General features: G+C 65.7%; 15 protein-coding genes. 8 read left to right on the forward strand and 7 right to left on the reverse strand.

Features of this window, described 5'->3' with window-relative positions; translation table 11 throughout:
• Positions 1-112: 112 nt before the first annotated feature.
• From GGD65_RS12825 to GGD65_RS12835, 3 genes are all read right to left on the reverse strand, one after another.
• Positions 113-1,465 carry an MFS transporter gene (locus tag GGD65_RS12825; RefSeq protein ID WP_018317333.1) on the reverse strand — a complete coding sequence of 451 codons (1,353 nt, stop codon included), beginning with the start codon at positions 1,463-1,465 and terminating at the stop codon, positions 113-115.
• Positions 1,466-1,871: 406 nt separating this feature from the next.
• On the reverse strand, positions 1,872-3,824 hold the full coding sequence (locus GGD65_RS12830) for a hypothetical protein (protein WP_183235472.1): 1,953 nt from the start codon (positions 3,822-3,824) through the stop codon (positions 1,872-1,874).
• Positions 3,825-3,910: 86 nt separating this feature from the next.
• Positions 3,911-4,993, reverse strand: coding sequence for a YbhN family protein (locus GGD65_RS12835; protein ID WP_018317331.1), 1,083 nt, complete (start codon positions 4,991-4,993; stop codon positions 3,911-3,913).
• Between the two features lie 428 nt (positions 4,994-5,421).
• Here GGD65_RS12835 and GGD65_RS12840 point away from each other — a divergent pair, with 428 nt between their 5' ends.
• From GGD65_RS12840 to GGD65_RS12850, 3 genes are all read left to right on the forward strand, one after another.
• Positions 5,422-5,928, forward strand: a complete 507-nt coding sequence (locus tag GGD65_RS12840; protein WP_091958911.1) for a ferritin-like domain-containing protein — start codon at positions 5,422-5,424, stop codon at positions 5,926-5,928.
• A gap of 289 nt (positions 5,929-6,217) precedes the next feature.
• The gene (locus GGD65_RS12845) at positions 6,218-7,627 is read left to right on the forward strand and encodes an MFS transporter (protein ID WP_183235473.1); all 1,410 of its coding nucleotides are present in this window, start codon (positions 6,218-6,220) and stop codon (positions 7,625-7,627) included.
• Between the two features lie 112 nt (positions 7,628-7,739).
• Complete coding sequence (locus GGD65_RS12850) at positions 7,740-10,139, forward strand: EAL domain-containing protein (RefSeq protein WP_183235474.1); 2,400 nt, start codon at positions 7,740-7,742, stop codon at positions 10,137-10,139.
• Positions 10,140-10,201: 62 nt separating this feature from the next.
• Here the strand turns inward: GGD65_RS12850 and GGD65_RS12855 are convergent, their stop codons facing one another.
• Positions 10,202-10,636 carry a hypothetical protein gene (locus GGD65_RS12855; protein WP_018317328.1) on the reverse strand — a complete coding sequence of 145 codons (435 nt, stop codon included), beginning with the start codon at positions 10,634-10,636 and terminating at the stop codon, positions 10,202-10,204.
• Positions 10,637-10,715: 79 nt separating this feature from the next.
• Between GGD65_RS12855 and GGD65_RS12860 the strand changes: the two genes are divergently transcribed.
• Positions 10,716-11,303, forward strand: a complete 588-nt coding sequence (locus GGD65_RS12860) for a hypothetical protein (RefSeq protein WP_183235475.1) — start codon at positions 10,716-10,718, stop codon at positions 11,301-11,303.
• Between the two features lie 21 nt (positions 11,304-11,324).
• Here GGD65_RS12860 and GGD65_RS12865 read toward each other — a convergent pair whose 3' ends face one another.
• Entirely contained in the window at positions 11,325-12,668 is a 1,344-nt protein-coding gene (locus GGD65_RS12865; RefSeq protein ID WP_183235476.1) for a PLP-dependent aminotransferase family protein, read from the reverse strand.
• A gap of 186 nt (positions 12,669-12,854) precedes the next feature.
• Here GGD65_RS12865 and GGD65_RS12870 point away from each other — a divergent pair, with 186 nt between their 5' ends.
• Positions 12,855-13,091 carry a DUF1127 domain-containing protein gene (locus GGD65_RS12870; protein WP_026201826.1) on the forward strand — a complete coding sequence of 79 codons (237 nt, stop codon included), beginning with the start codon at positions 12,855-12,857 and terminating at the stop codon, positions 13,089-13,091.
• Between the two features lie 1,633 nt (positions 13,092-14,724).
• On the opposite strand, the gene GGD65_RS12875 is transcribed toward GGD65_RS12870, so the two are convergent.
• The gene (locus GGD65_RS12875) at positions 14,725-15,150 is read right to left on the reverse strand and encodes a universal stress protein (protein ID WP_183235477.1); all 426 of its coding nucleotides are present in this window, start codon (positions 15,148-15,150) and stop codon (positions 14,725-14,727) included.
• 47 nt (positions 15,151-15,197) lie between these two features.
• Positions 15,198-15,734, reverse strand: coding sequence for a histidine phosphatase family protein (locus GGD65_RS12880; protein WP_018317303.1), 537 nt, complete (start codon positions 15,732-15,734; stop codon positions 15,198-15,200).
• Positions 15,735-15,924: 190 nt separating this feature from the next.
• Here GGD65_RS12880 and GGD65_RS12885 point away from each other — a divergent pair, with 190 nt between their 5' ends.
• The 3 genes from GGD65_RS12885 to GGD65_RS12895 all read left to right on the forward strand — a co-directional run bounded on the left by GGD65_RS12885 (position 15,925) and on the right by GGD65_RS12895 (position 20,538).
• A complete protein-coding gene (locus GGD65_RS12885) occupies positions 15,925-17,394 on the forward strand; it encodes an FAD-binding oxidoreductase (RefSeq protein ID WP_183235478.1) in 1,470 nt (489 codons plus the stop codon).
• A gap of 87 nt (positions 17,395-17,481) precedes the next feature.
• Positions 17,482-17,994 carry a peptide-methionine (R)-S-oxide reductase MsrB gene (gene msrB, locus GGD65_RS12890; RefSeq protein WP_177237542.1) on the forward strand — a complete coding sequence of 171 codons (513 nt, stop codon included), beginning with the start codon at positions 17,482-17,484 and terminating at the stop codon, positions 17,992-17,994.
• A gap of 288 nt (positions 17,995-18,282) precedes the next feature.
• Complete coding sequence (locus GGD65_RS12895; RefSeq protein ID WP_183230143.1) at positions 18,283-20,538, forward strand: flagellar hook-basal body complex protein; 2,256 nt, start codon at positions 18,283-18,285, stop codon at positions 20,536-20,538.
• Positions 20,539-20,543 lie beyond the last annotated feature (5 nt).

Consider the following 20,543-nt stretch of genomic DNA (forward strand, 5'->3'; position numbering starts at 1 on the left):
TAGATGGATAAGGCGTTTCCCCGGTACTTCTAGCATCGATCATCCCCAAAACAAAGACGGCGGCTTTTTGGGCCGCCGTTGAGTTGCCTGGTCAAGCTCCCATCGGGAGCCCTCAGGAGGAACGTTTGAGCGTCACCCGCTCGATCTTGCCGACGATGACGAGATAGGCGAACGCCGCCACCAGCGCGTTGAGGCCCACGAACACCAGCGCGCCGTTGAACGAGCCGGTCGCGGCGAGGATGTAGCCGATCACGATCGGCGTGGTGATCGAGGAGAGATTGCCGAAGGTGTTGAACAGGCCGCCGGAGACGCCGCCGGCTTCCTTCGGCGAGGTGTCGGAGACGACCGCCCAGCCGAGCGCACCGATGCCCTTGCCGAAGAAGGCGAGCGCCATGAAGCCGACCACCAGCGCCTGTCCGTCGACATAGTTGCAGGCGATGATCGACATCGACAGCAGCATGCCGCCGACGATCGGGATCTTGCGCGCCATGGTCAGCGAGCCGGTCCGGCGCAGGATCGCATCGGAAATGATGCCGCCGAGCACGCCGCCGATGAAGCCGCACAGCGCCGGCAGCGTCGCGACGAAGCCGGCTTGCAGGATCGACAGGCCGCGCTCCTTGACCAGGTAGACCGGGAACCAGGTCAGGAAGAAATAGGTCAGCGTGTTGATGCAATACTGGCCGAGATAGACGCCGAGCATCATGCGGTTGGAGAGCAGCTGGCGGATGTGGTCCCAGCCGGAGCCGGCCTCTTGCGCACGCTCGCGCAGCTGATCGTTCTTGGGTGCGTCGAGATCGACCAGCGCGCCGCCTTCCTTGATGTAGTCGAACTCGGCATCGTTGATCGAAGGATGCTCCTTCGGGCCGTAAATGGTCTTGAGCCAGACGAAGCCCATGACGATGCCGAGCGCGCCCATCACGAAGAACACGAAGCGCCAGCCATAGGCATGCGCGATCCAGCCCATCAGCGGCGCGAAGATCACGGTGGCGAAATACTGTCCCGAGTTGAAGAAGGCCGACGCGGTGCCGCGCTCGTTGCCCGGAAACCACGCCGCGACGATGCGGGCGTTGGCGGGGAAGGAGGGCGCTTCCGCGACGCCGACAAGGAGGCGGAGCGCGAACAGCACGACAACAGCCGTCCCGGCGCTGAGGAAGCCAACCCAGCCCTGCATCAGCGTGAACAGCGACCAGACGATGATGCTGAAGGCATAGACGAGGCGCGAGCCATAGCGGTCGAGCAGCCAGCCGCCCGGGACCTGCGCCGCGACATAGGACCAGCCGAATGCCGAGAAGATCCAGCCCATGGCGACGGGATCGAGATGCAGCTCCTTGGACAGCGCGGGGCCTGCGATCGACAGCGTGGCGCGGTCGGCATAATTGACGGTGGTGACCAGGAACAACATGGTCACGATGAACAGCCTGACGCGAGACCTTCTCACGTCCGCTGCGGACACCACTGCGCTCATCAGGCGCCTCCTCAAGTCGAAATGTTTCCTCGATCCGACTCCTAGAGGCGCGCGCGGCAAAGTGTCCAAGCTCAAGGGGGTATCGATCGATACCGTTTTTGGATTGATGAAACGGCAGGTAGCGGGGAACGATGCTGGCGCGGAGTGAATGTGCGAGCGATGGTGATGTGCGAGCACCAAGCACTCCGCTGTCGTTCCGCGCGAAGGCGGGGAATCCAGTACGCCGCAGCCTCGATTCAAGACTGCCGTCGCGGCGTACTGGATCGCCCGGTCAAGCCGGGCTGCGACACCGAGGTGCGAGGACGTTGCGCGTAGCCCGCATGAGCGAAGCGATATGCGGGGAGATGGCTCCGGATGTCGCTGCGCTCATCCGGGCTACGACTCGCAAAAGGAGTCTTCGCGCGCGCTACTGCTTTGCGCTCGGCAACAGCTGCGGCAGAAATCCGCGCGTGACGCCCGGCGGCACGGCATCGAGCCCGAGCACGGCGCTCGCGGCCGGCAGCGCCGCATCCGCCATCGCCGCATGCCCTTCCGCGCTCGGATGCACCGCGCCGCCATAAACGGCGGAGAGCACGCCCCAGGTGGCGTCGTGAATGTCGGTCGGCTGGCTCGCCGCCGGCAATCCCTGCGGATAGGTCATCGCGGCAAAATAGCTGTCATTGGCGTCACGGATCCAGCGCGCGCGGGGCAAATAGGCGCGGTATTCCGAGGCGCCGCGGCCGCACAGCATCGGCTGGCTCGCCGCGCTCACGATGTCTGGATTGAAGCTCTGGCCGTTCTCGGCAAAGCAGCTGCGGTCGAATTCGGGGTCGTTGCCGGAATGGGCGCAGAAGCCGTGATCGGCGAACGCCGCCTGATGCGCGTCGACGAACGTCATGCGGTCGGCTTCGGGATCACGGCACAGCGCGCCGCGGGTGCAGGTGGCGAGCCCCTTCAGCTGCGGCAAGAACTCGGTGTCGACGAAGGTCGAGACGCGGGCAAGGCGCTGCGGATCGGCGTTGAAGGCCGGATGGATGTCGAAGCCGGCCCGGCCGCCGCGGCAGGGCACGCCGCCGTCGGCGAGCGCGGGGTTGGCGTAGGAGACATAGACGACATGCGAGAGGTCGCCGCCGACCAGCGGCTTGAGCGCCTCGCGCAGCTTGACGAAGTTCTGCGGCAGTTCGCGCGCCAGCGCATCGCGGGAATCGTCGACGCTCGCCATCACGCCGGAGCGGCGGAACAGCGCGCGCTCGGTCGCGGTCTCGACGATCACGTCGGCAACGAGACCGGAGAAATAGACGTCGTTGGCGCCGACAGAGAGCAGCACGAGGTCGAGCGTGCGGTCGGGCTGGCGCTTCTTCGCCGCGGTGACCGCCTCGCGCAACTCGGCGACTTGCGCGTTCACGCTGGTGTTGCAGACACCGGTCTTGCCGGGCGGGCATTCGCGGGCGCGCTGCGAGCCGAGCAGGCCGTCGCCGATGCTGGCACCGGTGCAGGCGAGCGGCAGGTAGGTCACTGCGATGTGGGTGTAGCGCACCGCGAGTGCGAGGGCGGTGCGCGTCTGGTAGCTGTAGAGCGAGCGGTGGCAGGGCGAGTTGAACCAGAGCGCGCTGTAGCGCTGCCAGTTGGCGAGCGTGTCCGGCGCCTCGCAGGCGCGGCCGCCTTTGAAGCCGTGGCGGCTCGGCCGGTAGTACTGCGCGCCGGCGGTGCCCAGATAGGAGCGGAAGCAAAACCCTTCGTCCGACAGCGCCAGCGGCCGGTCCGGATTGCCTTCGCCGGAGGCGATGCTGTCCCCGAGGCCGGCGACGAAGATGTCGCGGACCTGGATCTCGGTCTGGACGCGCTGGGTCGGATCGGAGCCGGAGGAGACGTCGACGGTCGCGACCGTCTGCTTGCCGTAGCGGACGCGCAAATTGATCGGCTCGGCGCAGTCGAAGGTCGATTGTTGTGGCCCGTCGCCGTCGTCGAACGACCAGGCGCAGGTGGCGCCGACCGGCACCGCGCCAACGAGGCGGACGGTGACGGGGTGATCGATCGGGGTGAGGTAGTTTTCCTTGGTGTTGTCGCGGGTGCAGGGCTGGTTGACCCGGCCCTGGAGGTCGATGCAGAGCCGGTTGACCATGTTGCGGGCCCAGCCGCGGCCTTCGCTCTGGAGCTCCAGCGATTGCTCGGCGGCCAGGATGCTGCGGTTGCGGGCGTTCTCGACATGGAGCAGGAAGTCGCGCTCCTCGCGGAACAGCCGGAAGCGGTTACGCACCTCCCAATTGATCTGCAGGGCGCCGGTGTCCTGAGCGCTAGCGCGCTCGGGCGGCATGGCCGTCAGAATCCCGGCAAGCAACAGGGCGCCTGCGGAAAGGGTACGAAGGAATACAGGGATCATGGCCCGCGTCTTCAACGGCAAAGTTGAGGCGGAAATAAGAGAGCATTGCTCCGCCGCCCGCAACCCCGCCGGGTCCAGATCGTGGCCTACCGCTTGTTGGCCTGGCGCAGTATCCGCTCGCGCTCCATCGGCGTCACCTGCTTGGGCAGATTGGCCTGCGCGCAGGCCTCCGCCAGCCGCCGCCGCTCCTGCCAGGGCTCGACCACGTTCATCCAGAGCTCGCGCGTGCCCATGATCGAGATGGCGAGGCCGAACGGGATCACGAAATAGAGAAGGCGGAACACCAGCAGCGTCGCCAGAAGTTGCTCGCGGCCGAATTCGGGCAGCGCCAGCAGCATGGCGGCATCGAACACGCCGATCGAGCCGGGGGCATGGCTGGCGAAGCCGAGCAGCGTCGCCAGGATGAACACCACGGCCAGCGACATGAAGTCGATCGGCGGATTGGCCGGCATCAGCAGGTACATCGCCGTGGCGCAGAAGCCGAGATCGACCACCCCGATCAGGATCTGGACCAGCGTCAGCGGCGCCGACGGCAGCACCACCTTCCAGCCCTTCTGGCCGAGCTCGCGCCGCTTCTCGCCCATGCAGAGCCAGACCAGATAGGCACCGATCGAGGCGAGGCCGCCGAGCGCGATCAGCCGATTGATCGAGGAGGGGAGCTGATCCATCGAGGACGCCGCATCCGGATGGATCGCCATGCCGATCGAGAGCACGAAGATGTTACCGAGCCAGAAGGTCAGGCCCGACAGGAAGCAGATCTTGGCGACGTCGATCGCGTTCAGCCCGTAGTCCGAATAGATCCGGAAGCGGATCGCGCCGCCGGTGAAGACCGTGGCGCCGATGTTGTGGCCGATCGAATAGGACGTGAAGCTGGAGAGCGCCGCAATGCGGTACGGCACGTGCTTCTTGCCGATCGTTCGCAGTGCAAAAAAATCGTAGAAGGTCAGCGTACAGAACGCAAAGAACACGCAGATCGCCGCCAGCCCGATGCTCCCGCGGGGAATCTCGGTTAACGCGGTCAGGATGACCCCGGTATCGATGCCCTTGAGGGTTCGCACCAGCGAGGTGATCGCGAAGGCGATGATGAAGACGCTCGCGGCTACTCCGAGCCGTCGCCAGCCGATCCATCTCTTGAAGCCGCGTTGCAGCGCGGGCAGCAGTCCGTGCATTCATCCTCCCGGCGGGGGGCAAGACCGACCAGGCCAGACATTGGCCAGTCGGGTACGATCACGGCCAAAAGCAGGCATCGATCGCGGGGCATGATCCAGCTCATTTAAGGCAAAAACACCGGCTTGTGCAGCCCTTGACAACAATTGGTTCTGCGTCGGACCGGTCACTTTTGTCATACGCGGTTCACATCGGCGGCGCGTTAAGCATATGAGTCGTGAAACCGGTTCGGCCCCGCGCGTTTCGTATCCCGACACCATTTCAGATGCCGGTGCCGTCCGCATTGTTCCAGCGCAAGCCATCTTGGTCTTTTTGGAACGTCGATGCCGCGTGTCCGTTGGGCCCCATCAGCAACCGAACATGGCGGAATAAGCGGCTTTTCGTGCAAGCCGCTGCCTTCGTGTTCCACAAAACCGAAGAGGACGGAACGATGGGACTGTTCACAAAAGACATCAAGACCATGAACGACCTGTTCGTGCACCAGCTCCAGGACATCTATTACGCCGAGCAGCAGCTGACCAAGGCGCTGCCGAAGATGGCCAGTAAGGCCACCGATCCGCAGCTGAAGCAGGGCTTTTTGACGCACCTTGAAGAAACCAAGCAGCACGTCGCGCGGCTCGAAGAAGTGTTCAAGATGCACGGCGTCCCCGTAAAGGCGGTCGATTGTCCGGCGATCGACGGCATCATCGAGGAGGCCGACGAGACCGCCGGCGAGGTCGCCGACAAGGCGGTGCTCGATGCCGCCCTGATCAACGCGGCGCAGGCCGCCGAACATTACGAGATCGTACGCTACGGCAGCCTGATTGCCTGGGCCAAGCAGCTCGGCCGCAATGACTGCGCGACCGTGCTCGCCAAGACGCTTGAGGAGGAGAAGGCGACCGACAAAAAGCTGACCACGCTCGCCGAGAGCAAGGTCAATCTGCGCGCGGCGAGCTGATGAAGGTAAAGCGATGGGCGCGCCGCGCGGCTATCCGTGCGGCGCTCTCGCCACATATGCTCCGTCATCGCCCGCCTAGTGCGCGATTGCGCACAGGGGCGGGCGATCCAGTATTCCAGAGACAATAATGGGATACGGAGAAGCCGCGGCGTACTGGAATCCCCGCATGCGCCGGGCACGACACCGCTTGTAAGGCGAGTGCCCGCAGCATCCATCCTTCGTCCATTATCGAAACATGACTGCGCAATGAGAGCGTATATATCGCATGGGGCTGCAATCGAGGTGCAGCATGCGAGCCACCACCATCAAGCATGAAATCTTTCAGGACAGGACCGGCGCGTCGCGCGCCGGTTCGCCTCTTGCGACCTCGCTCACGCTGGCCGCGATGAGCCTCGGCTACGGCGTGGTGCAGCTCGACGTCACCATCGTCAACACCGCACTCGATGCGATGGGCAGGACGCTCGGCGGCGGTGTCGCCGAACTGCAATGGGTGGTCAGCACCTACACCATCGCGTTTGCCGCCTTCATCCTGACGGCAGGCGCGCTCGGCGACCGCATCGGCGCCAAGCGCGTCTTTATGGCGGGGTTCGCCATCTTCACCGCGGCTTCGTTCGCCTGCGCGCTGTCGCCCAATGCCGCCGTGCTGATCGCAGCGCGGCTGGTGCAGGGGCTGGCGGCGGCGATCCTGGTGCCGAATTCCCTCGCGCTGCTCAATCATGCCTATCCGGACGAGCGAGCGCGCGGCCGTGCCGTCGCGGTCTGGGCTGCCGGCGCGAGCCTTGCGCTCACCGCGGGCCCCTTTGTCGGCGGTGCGCTGATCACGCTGGTCGGCTGGCGCGCGATTTTCCTGGTCAATCTGCCGATCGGGCTCGCCGGCCTGTGGCTGAGCTGGCGCTACGCCAGCGAAACCACGCGGGCCCGCTCGCGGGAGATCGATCTGCCCGGCCAGCTTGCCGCGATCGGCGCATTGGGGGCGCTGGCGGGCGCCATCATCGAAGGCGGTGCGCTCGGGTGGGATCATCCGGCCGTGATCGCAGCCTTCGTCGGTGCCGCAGGTCTCGCCGCGCTCTTCATCTGGCGCGAGAGCCGCGCGGCGCAGCCGATGCTGCCGCTGTCGCTGTTCGGCCAGAGGCTGTTCGCGCTGACCTCGCTGGTCGGCCTGCTCGTCAATATCGCGATCTACGGCCTCATCTTCGTGCTCAGCCTGTATTTCCAGCGGATCAACGGGTTGTCGGCGTGGTGGACCGGGCTCGCCTTCGTGCCGATGATGGCGGCGGTGCTGCCGGTCAATCTGCTGGCGCCGCACCTCGCCGAGCGCATCGGCCCGTGCCCGACCATCGTGGTCGGTGCCAGCGCGTCGGCGCTCGGCTGTCTCGGTCTGCTGTGGATCGCGGCTGATACGAGCTATTGGATGATCTGCGCGCAGATGATCGCGATCAGCGGCGGACTTGGGCTGCTGGTTCCGCCGCTGACCTCGACCTTGCTGGGCAGCGTCGACAAGGCGCGCTCCGGCATCGCGGCCGGCGTCCTGAACGCGACGCGGCAGACCGGCAGCGTCCTCGGCGTCGCGCTGTTCGGTTCGCTGGTGGCCGCCGAGGGGGCGTTCATGGCGGGGCTGCATCTGTCGCTGGTCGTGTCCGCATCCGTCCTGCTGCTCGCTGCCGTCGCGATCGGCCTCGGTGCGCCGGCGCGAGGATGAACAATCCGAGCGAATGGGCACATCTTCCGTTCACCATCGCCGCAACAGGCGCGTAGCCAGTTACCACCTGTCCACCTCTGTTGGTTCAACTGCGGGTCCATAGGGGCCCGGGATGTATCAAGTTCTCTACTGTCTCACCGAAGAGCACGATTGGCGGCTCGTCGCGCTAGGCGGCGCGGTGTGTCTGCTCGCCAGCGCGGCGGCGATCAGCCTGTTCCACCGGGCGCGCGCGACCAACGGTGTCGGACGCCTGGCCTGGCTCGGCCTCGACGCCGCCGTCAGCGGCTGCGGCATCTGGGCGACGCATTTCATCGCAATGCTCGCCTACGGGCCGGGCGGCGCCGGCGCCTACAACATCCCGGTGACGATCCTGTCCTTGATCTTTGCGATCTCCGTGACCTTCGTGGGGCTGAGCATCGCCGTATCGTCCTCGCGGGCGGTGTGGATCGCCCTCGGCGGCGCCATCGTCGGCACCGGGGTCGCGGCGATGCATTACACCGGCATGGCGGCGCTGGAGATGCCGGCGCGGGTCAATTGGATCGGAAGCATGGTCGCCGTTTCGGTGCTGTCAGGAATCGTCTTTGCGGCACTTGCACTGTTCGTGGCCGCGCGGCGCGACGACCTGTTCCATGCGCTGACCGCGACGGTCCTGCTGACCGTCGCCATCGTCGCGCATCATTTCACCGCCATGGGCGCGGTGCTGCTGACGCCTGATCCGACGCTCGCGATCGGCGGCCTGTCGATCCCGCCGGCCTCGCTGTCCTTCCTCACGGCTAGCGCCGCGGTCGCGATCATCGCGATCGCGCTCGTGGCTGCGCTGCTCGACCGCCGCGCCAAGGGCGAACTGGGCGCCCAGCAAATGGTGCTGGATACGGCGCTCGAGAACATGTCGCAGGGTCTGTGCATGTTCGATGCGGACGGCAAGATCATGCTGTTCAACGAGCGCTATGCCGCCATGCTCCGTCGCACCGACATCGCGCTGACCGGCCGCCTGCTGGTCGACGTGCTCAGGGAGGAGCAGGCCAAGGGCCAGTGGCAGGGCGATGCGGATCAATTCTTCGCCCGCCTCGTCGCCGACGCGCGCGAGGGGCGCACCACGACCGACATCGTCAGCCGGTTCGGCCGCTCCATCCGGGTGGTCAACCAGCCGATGCAGGGCGGCGGCTGGGTCGCGACCTTCGAGGACATCACCGAATGGCTCGAGGCGCAGGCCAAGATCTCGCACATGGCGCGCCATGACGCGCTGACCAGCCTGCCGAACCGCGTGCTGTTCCACGAGCAGCTCGAGCAGGGACTGCGGCGCACCAGGTCGGGCGATCAGCTCGCGGTGCTTTGTCTCGATCTCGATCACTTCAAGGACATCAACGACTCGCTCGGTCATCCCATCGGCGATGCGTTGCTGAAGGAGGTCGGCCGCAGGCTGACGGCCGCCGTCGGCGAGAGCGACACGGTGGCGCGACTGGGCGGCGACGAGTTCGCCGTGGTCCAGATCGGTCGGTCCGAGGAAACCGCTGCGAGATCGCTTGCGGGCCGCCTCGTCGAGGTCATCTCGGCGCCCTACGAGATCGACGACCATCAGATCGTGATCGGCGTCTCGATCGGCATCTCGCTGTCGCCGCAGGACGGCAGCGATCCGAGCGAATTGTTGAAGAACGCCGACCTCGCGCTCTACCGCGCCAAGGCGGACGGCCGCGGCACCTACCGCTTCTTCGAGACCGGCATGGATGCACGCGCGCAGGCGCGGCGCCTCCTGGAAATGGACCTGCGCGCGGCGGTGCAGCGCGACGAGTTCGAGGCGTATTACCAGCCGATCCGCGACGTCGCCAGCGGCCGCGTCGTCGCCTTCGAGGCGCTGCTGCGCTGGAACCATCCGCAGCGTGGCCTGATCGCACCCATCGACTTCATCCCGCTGGCCGAGGAGACCGGTCTGATCGTCCAGCTCGGTGAATTCGTGCTGCGCTCGGCCTGCGTCGATGCGGCGAGTTGGCCTGATGATGTCGACCTCGCCGTCAACCTGTCGCCGGTGCAGTTCAAGAATCCGAACCTGATCGCATCCGTGATCGCGGCGCTCGCCGCCTCGGGACTCGACGCGCGCCGTCTCGAGCTCGAGATCACCGAATCCGTGCTGCTGCAGAACAGCGAGGCGACGCTGACCACGTTGCACGAACTGCGCGCCATGGGCGTGCGCATCTCGCTGGACGATTTCGGCACCGGCTATTCGTCGCTGAGCTATCTGCGCAGCTTTCCGTTCGACAAGATCAAGATCGACCGCTCCTTCGTGTCGGAGCTGGCGACACGCGAGGATTCCATGGCGATCATCCGCGCCGTGACCGGTCTCGGCCGCAGCCTCGGCATCGTCACCACCGCGGAAGGCGTCGAGAACGACACGCAGCTCGAGCTGCTCAGGCGCGAGGGCTGCACCCAGGCGCAGGGCTATCTGTTCAGCAAGCCGCGGCCCGCCTCCGACGTGGCGGTGATGCTCAACCGCCCGCGGCTGCTGGCGTCGGCTTGAGGACCCTATTGTTTGAGCATGATCTATTCGGAAAACCGCTTCGCACTTTTCCGGATCATGCTCTAGCCTCGGCGCAATGCGAAATGGGCGCCGCAAAATGCCATGACGGCGCCGAGGCAAAGCGCCGCGAGCCCGGCCAGCACGCCCGCGACGGTCGGGATCGGGCTCGGCGCCGAGGCCACCTGGCCGGCACCCGCGAGCAGCAGCACGCCGACCGCGATCAGGAACTGCCGCATCCGTTGCGGGATCTGGCCGGAGACGGCGCTCTGCATCAACGTTGCCGTGAAATAGCCGCCGGAGAAGCCGACGGTCGCGATCAGCCACCACGCGATCGCCGCGCCCGCCGGGATGAACTCATGCGTGTCGGAGCGCCAGAGACCGCCGAGGTCGAGCCCATAGCGCGCGCCCAGCATGTGCACCGCGAGCGCGAGCAGCACGCCTGATATCACGGCGGCGCCGAGAATCAGCCGGCGCGGAAAAAAGGTCGTCTCAGCCATGCCTCGCTTGTAGGATGGGCGAGGGCGATCGCGCAAGCGGATCGCGGCCGGGATGGGGCGGACAGGATTGATTGAGGGGATGCAGGGGTCGGAAGCTGAGGCCACGCCGGTCACGAGCTATGCCTACAAGGCGTCGCTGATCGGCTCGGCGCATCGCTTCGAGCTGACGGAGCAGGGGCTGTCCTGGCACATCGGCGGCCGCTCCTCGCTGTGGCCTTATGACGAGATCAGCGCGATCCGGTTGTCGTTCCGCCCGGTGTCGATGCAGCAGCACCGCTTTCGCGCCGATGTCACTCACAACAGCGGCCGCCGCATCGCGATCCTGTCGACGAGCTGGCAGACCGCGGCGCTGATGGCGCCGCAGGACAACGGCTTTCGCGCGTTCATCCTCGCGCTGCACGCGCGGATGGCGAAGGCGGGCAGCCGCGCGGTGCTGACGGCAGGGCTCGGCCGCACCGCCTATGCCGCGGTGCTGGCATTCCTGGCGGTGCTGACGGTGGCGATGGCGGGCCTGTTGATCCGCGCCCTCGTGAGCGGCGAGTTCGCCGGCGCGCTGTTCATCCTCGGCTTTGCCGCGCTGTTCGCCTGGCAGGTCGGCGGCTTCGTGCGGCGCAACCAGCCGCAGAGCTATCGCTTCGATCAGGTGCCGAAGGCCTTGCTGCCCTAGACCGAGGGCTACGACCAATCGCTACTCAGTCGAGTCGAAATCCTCTTCCTTGGTGCCGAGCAGCGAGACGATCGTGCGCAGGCCGGAATCGAGCTGCTCGAAGGTGGGCGGGGCGAGGGCGAGGCGCACCGCGTTCGGTGCATGGCCGTGGGCGATGGCGAAGGTGGAGGAGGGCGTCAGCGCGATGCCGCGCCGGGCGGCGGCCGCGACGAAGGTTTGCGAGCGCCAGTGCGGCGGCAGCGTCAGCCACAGATGATACGAGCGCGGGTCGGCGGCGTGCTGGTAGCCGGCGAGCAACCTTGCCGCGGTCTGCTGACGGCGCGAGGCGTCGATGCGTTTCAGGCGCGTCAATTCCGCGACGGTGCCGTCGGCCATCAGCCGTTGCCCGGCCGCCAGCGCATGGCCCGATGCGATCCAGCCGCCGGTGCGCACCGCGCTCATCAGGCTTTCGCGCAAGTGCGGCGGTGCCACGAGGATGCCGAGCGCAAGGCCCGGCGCGACCTTCTTGGACAGACTGTCGAGCACGATGCAGCGGTCCGGCCCGAGCGCGGCGAGCGGCGTGTCGTCGGCGAGGAAGCCGTAGACGGCGTCCTCGATGATGGTGAGGTCGAGCTTTTCGGCGACGCGCATGATGTCGGCGCGGCGCGTCGCGTTCATGGTGACGCCGAGCGGGTTCTGGATGATCGGCTGCAGATACAGCGCCGACAGGTGCGCTTCGCGATGCGCCTTCTGGATCGCATCGGGACGTACGCCGAATTCGTCCATGGGAATCGGGACCAGCGTGATGCCGAGCCGCGCCGCGATGCTCTTGACGTAAGGATAGGTCAGCGCCTCGACGCCGCAGCGGCCGCCGGTGGGCACCAGCGCCGCGAGCGCGGCTGCGAGCGATTGCTTGCCGTTGGCGGTGAAGACGATCTGCTCGGCCTGCGGCGCGAAATCCTTGCGCGCGAGATAGGCGGCGGCCGCATTGCGCGCGCTCTTGGTGCCGGTGCTGGTCGAGACGCGCAGCGCGGATTCGAGTGCGTCGACGCGCTCCAGCCCCGCAAGGCTCTTGGCGATCATCGCCCATTGCTGCGGCAATAGCGGATAATTGACCTCGAAATCGATCCGCGCATCGCGCGGCTCGCTCAACGCCTCGACCTCGCGCCTGATGTCGCCGGAGATGAAGGTGCCGCGGCCGACCTCGCCGACGACGAGCCCGCGGCGGAGCAACTCCGTATAAACCCGGCTCGCGGTCGAGACCGCGATGCCGCGGTCATAGGCAAAATTGCGCTGCGGCGGCAGCCGATCGCCGGGCCTTAACGTGCCGTTAGAGATATCCGAGGCAATGGCATCGGCAAGCTTCACGTACTCGAACTTTGACATTATTGCACCGAGAGCAATGTTTTACTTGCTCCGAGCAGTGTACTGGAGCATTTAAGTTCCATCAAGTTCCACGATTGAGCCGAGGTGAGCGAGAGCAATCCGACGGCAAATGAGGGGCAGGCGCTGAATGCGTCGGCGCCAACGGCACCTGCTTCGCCGCGCGGGACACCAGGCCGGAGAAGAAACATGACCACGATCTCGCAAACTGCAGGGCGGAGTTTACGCCCATCCTCGACGGGCGGATTTTTTGCAACGCTCGCCCAAGGCGCCTATGCGCTGTTCAACCGCCTCGAGCGCCGCTCCGCGGTCAAGACCTTGAACGAGCTCGATGACCGTGCCCTGCGCGACATCGGGATCACGCGCAGCCAGATCGAGGACGCCGTCTACGGGCAGGTCAAGGCCGAGCTGACGCGGTATCTGTGAGCCTCTCGTGTCCCGGACGCGCCGCAACGCGCAAGCGTTGCTGCGCAGAGCCGGGACCCAGGAAGCCGCGCAGTCGCTGATACATGGGCCCCGGCTCTGCAGCGCACCGTCGAAGCTGCGCTGCGCTGCGTCCGGGGCGCGAGAGCGGTGTTTGGCGAACAGTTCTAACTCAAGCCATCCCGACTCTTTCCGCATCGACACTATCTGTCCCGTCATCCTGAGGTGCGAGGCATGCGATGCGAACGCATCGCATGCTGAGCCTCGAAGGATGAGTGGCCGAGATGCAGCCGGGCCGTCGCCCTTCGAGGCTTGCACTGCGACGCTGTCGCGCCGCAGTGCGCGCACCTCCAGCGACAACGGCTCTGCCGTTGCGCGGGGGTGACGGGGATGGCTTGGTGGTCGCGGCATGTATCGATTCATTTTCGAACAACAGACACAGCTTCGCATCCTCGCGGCTCATCTCGCCCGAGCTTTGCTTCATCTCTTCACCCTCATAATTGAAAGAGGGCGCAGGGAAGACCGGGAGCCCGCTGGCACCCGAGGTCCACTGTGCGAAGTTGGAGTAAGAAGTCTGCACAGCGGCATACAGGTGTAGCCAGGACATCCCGGCCTTCCCTGCGCAGTGGTTTTACGGCTTATGTCGTGCTCTCCCCGGGGAGCGTTGCACTATTGCCCCCGTCGCCTTGCGGATGGCTGACGGATGCGTCCGGTTGGACGACACCCATCACCGCAAGACTTGGCGCACAGACCCCGGGCGCCAGGACCACACGATTTTGCCGTACGCGGATCACACCGGTCGTGTGCGCGACGGCCTTGCTCACGGTTGCCCGCCCTGCAAAACCCTTCGCGCCGATGTCACCCACGTCCACCGCCGCCCGGCCCGCGTTCGTGACGATCGCGATACGCCCCTCTTCCTTGGGCCGGGTTGAGGCGACACATACGCGATTTCCGAATTTCGGTAAAGTGGAATATTTTCGGCAGTGCGCGTTGACCCAGGGCTCGCGTGTTTTGCCTGTTGGGCAACGCAAGCTCTGGTAGCCCGGCTGAGCGAAGCGTAATCCGGGATTCGTGCCGGCGGACACACTGGTCCCGGATTTCGCTTCGCTCCATCCGGGCTACGAGGCTATATCGAGGGCCAAGCGGACAAGTATTCGAGGTTTGGATGGCCGACAGCTTTAATTCTTTGCCGTGGCATGATGCGGTGTTGCTGGAGCTGATGATTGATCGAGGTAATCCCGGGACGCGCGACGAAGTTCGCCTTCAAGTTATATGGCCCGACGGCGGCCGTGCAACACTGTTGTTTCGCGACTGTTATGCCGTGACAGCCGAGATGAACTTCGGCATCATCGCCGAAGAGCAAATTCTCAACGCCTCCTTGATTGAAGATGATCCGGGCTTGACCTCAATTCGAGATCGATGGAGGCCGCTCGGCGTGTCGCTGGCTATGCTGCGCTGCTATCAACTGGAGACGTCTTCCACGGCAGCCTCTTACGAATTTACGCCGAGAAATTTGAAGTCGCGTAGTCTCGTAGCCCGGATGGAGCGCAAGCGTAATCCGGGACCGGTGCAAGCGGGTACGAAGGCTCCGGGTGTCGCTTCGCTCACCCGGGCTACAAGGGAATCGATCCAGTCCTCAATGCCTCACCACCAGCACCGAGCACTTCGCGTAGCGCACCACATGTCCGGCGTTGGAGCCGAGGAAATAGGTGCGCATCGCCGGCCGGTGCGAGGTCATCACGATCAGATCGGCCTTCATGTGCACGGCTTCTTCGAGGATCTCGTGATAGATGCCGCCCTGGCGCACCACGCTGGAGATGCGGGAAGCATCGATGCCGGATTCGCGCGCGACGATGGCGAGGGCTTCTTCCGAGGTCTGGCGCTGCTGCTCGTCGAAGTCGGCCGGCACGTATTCGGCCAGCATCACCGGCGTCATCGGCAGCACGTTGAGCAGGCGCACCTGGCCGCTCCAGGTCTGCGACAGCGTTGCGGCGGTCGCGATCGCCGGCTTGGCGAGGTCGGTGTCGGCGAGGTCGATGGGCACGAGGATGGACTTGAACATCTGCGCCTCCAAATCTTCCAATCAGCACGTTTTCCCGGCCGTCGCGATCATCCCGATCGAAGCAGCTTGGGGCTGGTGAACAGCACCAGCTTGCCGCGGCGGTAGGCCACGTCACCCCAATCCTTGACGTCAAAGTCGAAGATCGCAAGCCCCGCGGTGGGCAGATTGTGGCTGAGCGCCCTGGCGCCATCATGATCGCCGCCGCCCATCAGCATCAAGGCGGCCTCGTGCATGCCGGGATTGTGGGCGACCAGCAGCAATTGCTTCGGGTTGGCCGGGGCGGTTGCGGTGCGAATGGAGTCCAGGATCTGCGCGGGATCGGCGCCGTAGAGTTCCGGCAGGATCTCGACCTGCGGCGTCGGGACGCGGTGCTTCATCGCCTCCCAGGCGATGTCCCAGGTCTGCCGGGCCCGGACGGCGTGCGACACCAGCACGGTCTCGGGGAAGGGCGGATGGGCGGCGATCCAATCGCCCATCCGGGCGGCATCCTTGTGGCCGCGATCGTCGAGCCGTCGGTCCTGGTCACGGCCGCTCGGCGCGTCGGTCTCGGTCTTGGCGTGACGCAGCAGCATCAAACGGCGCATGGCATTCTCGAATCGTTACGGTCGCGGATAATGTACAGACGCGGGCGGGGACAAGGTGACAAGCGCCTGGCAGGTGTAAAGCGCGATGAGACTAGAACGAATCGTCATCGTGCTTAAGGTTGTTATTTCGAGCATGATCTGTTCGGAAAACCGCTGCACACTTTTCCGGATCATGCTCTAAGAAAACGACATGAGCGAGACTTTCACAAGCGTGTCCCAGGAAGAAGCCGGCTTTCGCGACCGTGTGCGGCTGTCGTTCGATCTCGACGCCGACATCTGCGTCATCGGTGCCGGGCTTGCCGGGCTCTCCATCGCGCTGGAGGCAGCCCGGCTCGGGGCCAGTGTCGCGGTGCTCGAGGGCCGTCATATCGGCTGGAACGCCTCCGGCAACCAGCTCGGCACCGTGATGCCTGGCTTTGCGCTGCCGCTCACCGACCTGATCGAGCGCATCGGCTTTGAGGACGCGCGTGAATTGTGGACGCTGTCGAAGGAGGGGGCCGAGTTCGTCCGGGCCAACGCCACGGAAGAGAACATGCCGGGGATTGCCCCGAGCAACGGCGTGCTCGAGGTCTCCAACGTCGATGCCGGCGACCGTCTGATCAGCCGGTTGCAGATGCTGAACGAGGATTTCGACACCGAGGTCGAGGGCTGGCAGGTCGATCGCGTCCGCGAGGTGCTCAAGACCGATCGCTATTTCCACGGCGTGTATTATCCCAAAGCGTTCCAGGTCGACGGCCGCAAATATGTGCACGGCCTTGCGGCGCTGGCGCGGCGGGCCGGCGCCCGCATCTTCGAGGACACGCCGGTCGTCAGCATCGATCATTCCGGCATCCGCAAGCGCATCGTCACGCCGTCGGCGCGGCTGCGCGCCACGCACATCGTGCTCGCGGGCAACATCCATCTCGGCGCGCCCCTGCGGCGGCTGTCAGAGACGCTGCTGCCGGTCTGGCGCTACGCCGGCATCACCGCGCCGCTCGGCGAGCGCGTGCACGAGGTCATCGCCTTCAAGGGAGCGGTGATGGATTCCGACGGGGTCGACCATTTCCGCATCGTCGATGGCGACCGGCTGATGTGGGAGAGCCCGGAGACCACCTGGGCCGCGCGTCCGCAGCGCTTTGCAGGCAGCGTCAGGCGGCGGATCCGCACGATCTTTCCGGAGCTCGGCAATGTCGAGATCAGCGAAATGTTCGGCGGCGCCACCGGCCAGACCGTGCACGGCATGCCGCAGATCGGCCAGTTGCGCAAAGGCCTGTGGGTGGCGAGCGGGTTCGGCCGCCAGGGCATGAACATTTCGGCCATGGCCGGGCAGATGATCGCGCGCAGCATCCTGTGGGGCGATGAGCGGTGGAAGCTGTTCTCGCCGTTCGAGCTGGTCTGGGCGGGCGGCGCCACGGGGCGGGTCGCGGGCCAGCTGGTCGGGATCTGGGGCAGGGCGAGTTCTGCCGCCGCGGGCTCGCTCGCCCGCTACCGCGAACGCGCCAGGGTCAAGGACAGGGAGCGCGAGGCGCGCCTTGCCGAAGCCAACCGGGCCGCCGGCACCGGTCCGCGCCGTCCAGCGCCCGGCGTCAGGCCGCGACCGGCCCCGCCGCCGAAACGCGCGGTCCGGGAGGCAGAGCGTGCCGTGGAACCGGCCTCGCATGATGGCGCCGCCTCCCAATAATTTGAGAGAAATTCCGCCCGGACGTGTAACTTCGGCCGACAGAAGCCCGTATCTCAGGGCGTGGATTGCCCGCGCACGGAGAATGAGATGTTTGATCGCCGCATCCTGTTGACGACTGCCGCCGGCCTGTTCGGCCTCGGGGCCTTCCGCTGGCTGAGAGGAACGCCCGCCGAGGCTGGCGAGAAAGCCGTGGAAAAGTTCGAGATCACGAAGACGGAGGCTGAATGGCGCGCCCAGCTCACGCCGCAGCAATATGAGATCCTGCGCAACCATGGCACCGAGCGGCCCGGCTCGAGCCCGCTGTTGAAGGAGCACCGCAAAGGCATCTTCGCCTGCGCCGGCTGCGACCTGCCGCTGTTCGCCTCCGAGACCAAGTTCGAGAGCGGCACCGGTTGGCCGAGCTTCTACCAGCCGATCGAGGGCAATGTCGGCAAGACCGAGGACCGCGCCTACGGCATGGTGCGCACCGAGGTGCATTGCCGGCGCTGCGGCGGCCATCTCGGCCACGTCTTCGACGACGGTCCGAAGCCGACCGGATTGCGCTATTGCATCGACGGTTTCGGGCTGGTGTTCCATCCGGCGGCGGCATCGGCGACGTAGTGAGTTGAAGTGTCATTCCGGGGCGGTCCGCAGGACCGAACCCGGAATCTCGAGGTTCTCAGGTGCGCAATGCGCACCAGGGCTCGATGCTTCGCATCGCCCCGGAACGACGATGTGTCCCGGCAATTGTTGCCGGTCCCGGCAAATGTGCCCCGGTCGTCAGGCCGGGGCTTTTTCATTAAGTCATTGATTTCCTGAGAATACCCGCATTGGCATAGCCCTTGCGACTGTCTCCTCCGACTGCGGCCATGTCGACCCGCCGCCGAGATCGGATTTGGAGACAAAGTTATGGGTATCTTCGATGCAATGAACACCTCGGTGGGTGGCCTGCAGGCGCAGTCCTACGCGCTGCAGAACATCTCCGGCAACATCGCGAACTCATCCACCACCGGTTACAAGGGCATCGGCACCAGCTTCGTCGATCTCATCCCCGACTCCTCGGTCCCGAGCAAGCAGGTCGCGGGCGGCGTGACGGCCAACGCCAAGGCCACCATCACCACGCAGGGCACGATCTCGGGCTCCACCGTCGCCACGAACATGGCGATCACCGGCGACGGCTTCTTCTCGATCCAGAAGGCGAGCGGCGTCGTCGACAACGTGCCTGTCTTCACCGGGGTCACCTACTACACGCGGCGCGGCGACTTCCAGCTCAATGCCAACGGCAATCTGGTCAACGGCGCCGGTTATTACCTGATGGGCGTCACGGTCGATCCGAAGACCGGTAACCCGACCGGCAGCGTGGCCAACGTTCTGCAATTCCAGAACAACTTCATTCCGGCGCAGGCGACCACCTCGATCCAGTACGCTGCGAACCTGCCGACCCAGCCGAACACGGTGGCGAAAACGACCGCGTCGAGCGGCACGCTGCTGGCGGCCGGCGGGCTGAACCCATCCGATTTCGCCGCCAACCCGCTGCCGGTCGGCACACCTCCCGCGCCCTATGCCAACGCAATGGTGTCCGGCGCGGCTGCAACCGGCAACATCCGTTCGGCCTATTCGTCGACGACGGGCACGGGCACGGTCGCGCTCCAGAACAATTCGGCGGCGGTGGCCTCGACCACCACATCGCTCGATAACGCGGTCGGCACGCATCTCGCCTCCAGCATCCTCACCGCCTTGAGCGGCCAGACCCTGACCATCAATGGCAACACCATCACGTTCAACGGCGGCACGACGGTCTCGACCGTCGGCAACAACACCACGATCGGTCTCGGCGCGGGCACGACGGCGACGGTCGCGGACATCCTGAACGGGATCCAGACCGCGGGCGGCGCCGGCGTCACGGCCTCGCTCTCCGCCAGCGGCAATATCGTGATCTCCACCGGCACCGGCACCGATGTGGCGGTCGGCAGCGGCACCGCCGCCACCGCCCTCGGCATCAGCAGCGTGACCCGCGGCGGCAACGTGCTGTCCTCGCCCGCGATCTCGGGGGCAACGGTGCTGAGCGGCAGCGCGACCGCCGGTGGCGCCCAGGTGCTCTCGTCCGGCTTCGCCGCCGGCGATACCATCACCGTCAACGGCCAGACACTGACCTTCGTCTCGCCGCCTACGGTTCCCAGCGCCAGTCAGATCCTCACCACCGACAACGTCACGACTCTGCTCGGCAAGATCGACGCGCTCTCCGGCGCCTCGGGATCGACGGTCAGCAGCGGCGGCGTCATCACGCTGAACACCGGCACCGTCTCCAACCTCTCGGTGTCCAGCTCCAACAGCGCTGCCTTCTCGGCGCTCGGCTTCACCTCGACCATCACCAAGAACCGCGACGGCGGTGGCACCGCTGGCACCGGCGGTGTGATCGGCAATGACATCGCGACCTTCACCAAGGAATCGATCAGCGGCGGCGCGGTGACCGCCTACAACGCCGCCGGCACGCCGGTGAACCTGCAATTGCGTTGGGCCAAGACCGACAGCGCCTCGCTGGGTGCGGGTCATTCGGATAGCTGGAACCTGTTCTACCAGACCGATCCGAACGCGACCGGCACGACCGTCGGCTGGGTCAATACCGGCCAGACTTTCACCTTTGCGAGCGACGGCTCGCTGACCTCGCCGAGCGGCTCGGGCATCACCATCAACAACGTCAGCGTCAGCGGTCAGTCGCTCGGCTCGGTCGCCTTCAACATCTCCTCGGGCGGACTGACGCAATATGCCAGCACCAGCGGCGCGGTGACCATCAACACCATCACGCAGAACGGCTATGCCGCCGGTCAGCTTCGCTCGGTTGCCGTCAACAACAACGGCATCGTGGTCGGCACCTTCTCCAACGGCCAGAACCTCAACCTCGCTCAGGTTCAGCTGTCGCACTTCAACGGCACCAACTATCTGAAGGCGATGGATGGCGGCGCCTATGCCGCGACCGAGCAGTCGGGTGACGCGATCGACGGTGCTTCAGGCACCATCAGCGGCTCCTCGCTGGAGGGATCCAACACCGACATCGCCGACGAATTCACCAAGCTGATCGTGACCCAGCAGGCCTATTCGGCCAACACCAAGGTGATCACGACCGCGAATTCGATGGTGCAGGACCTCTTGAACGTGTTGCGCTGATCGGC

Origin of the sequence: Bradyrhizobium sp. CIR18, assembly GCF_014198295.1 — a bacterium.
GTDB lineage: Bacteria > Pseudomonadota > Alphaproteobacteria > Rhizobiales > Xanthobacteraceae > Bradyrhizobium.

Bases quoted from the DNA above. Each gene is read 5' to 3' on its own strand.
- GGD65_RS12835 (WP_018317331.1), bottom strand. From the start codon at position 4,993: ATGCACGGACTGCTGCCCGCGCTGCAACGCGGCTTCAAGAGATGGATC.
- GGD65_RS12865 (WP_183235476.1), bottom strand. From the start codon at position 12,668: ATGTCAAAGTTCGAGTACGTGAAGCTTGCCGATGCCATTGCCTCGGAT.
- GGD65_RS12895 (WP_183230143.1), top strand. From the start codon at position 18,283: ATGGGTATCTTCGATGCAATGAACACCTCGGTGGGTGGCCTGCAGGCG.
- GGD65_RS12825 (WP_018317333.1), bottom strand. From the start codon at position 1,465: ATGAGCGCAGTGGTGTCCGCAGCGGACGTGAGAAGGTCTCGCGTCAGG.
- GGD65_RS12875 (WP_183235477.1), bottom strand. From the start codon at position 15,150: ATGTTCAAGTCCATCCTCGTGCCCATCGACCTCGCCGACACCGACCTC.
- GGD65_RS12880 (WP_018317303.1), bottom strand. From the start codon at position 15,734: ATGCGCCGTTTGATGCTGCTGCGTCACGCCAAGACCGAGACCGACGCG.
- GGD65_RS12885 (WP_183235478.1), top strand. From the start codon at position 15,925: ATGAGCGAGACTTTCACAAGCGTGTCCCAGGAAGAAGCCGGCTTTCGC.
- GGD65_RS12855 (WP_018317328.1), bottom strand. From the start codon at position 10,636: ATGGCTGAGACGACCTTTTTTCCGCGCCGGCTGATTCTCGGCGCCGCC.
- GGD65_RS12830 (WP_183235472.1), bottom strand. From the start codon at position 3,824: ATGATCCCTGTATTCCTTCGTACCCTTTCCGCAGGCGCCCTGTTGCTT.
- GGD65_RS12845 (WP_183235473.1), top strand. From the start codon at position 6,218: ATGCGAGCCACCACCATCAAGCATGAAATCTTTCAGGACAGGACCGGC.
- GGD65_RS12850 (WP_183235474.1), top strand. From the start codon at position 7,740: ATGTATCAAGTTCTCTACTGTCTCACCGAAGAGCACGATTGGCGGCTC.
- GGD65_RS12870 (WP_026201826.1), top strand. From the start codon at position 12,855: ATGACCACGATCTCGCAAACTGCAGGGCGGAGTTTACGCCCATCCTCG.
- msrB (WP_177237542.1), top strand. From the start codon at position 17,482: ATGTTTGATCGCCGCATCCTGTTGACGACTGCCGCCGGCCTGTTCGGC.
- GGD65_RS12860 (WP_183235475.1), top strand. From the start codon at position 10,716: ATGCAGGGGTCGGAAGCTGAGGCCACGCCGGTCACGAGCTATGCCTAC.
- GGD65_RS12840 (WP_091958911.1), top strand. From the start codon at position 5,422: ATGGGACTGTTCACAAAAGACATCAAGACCATGAACGACCTGTTCGTG.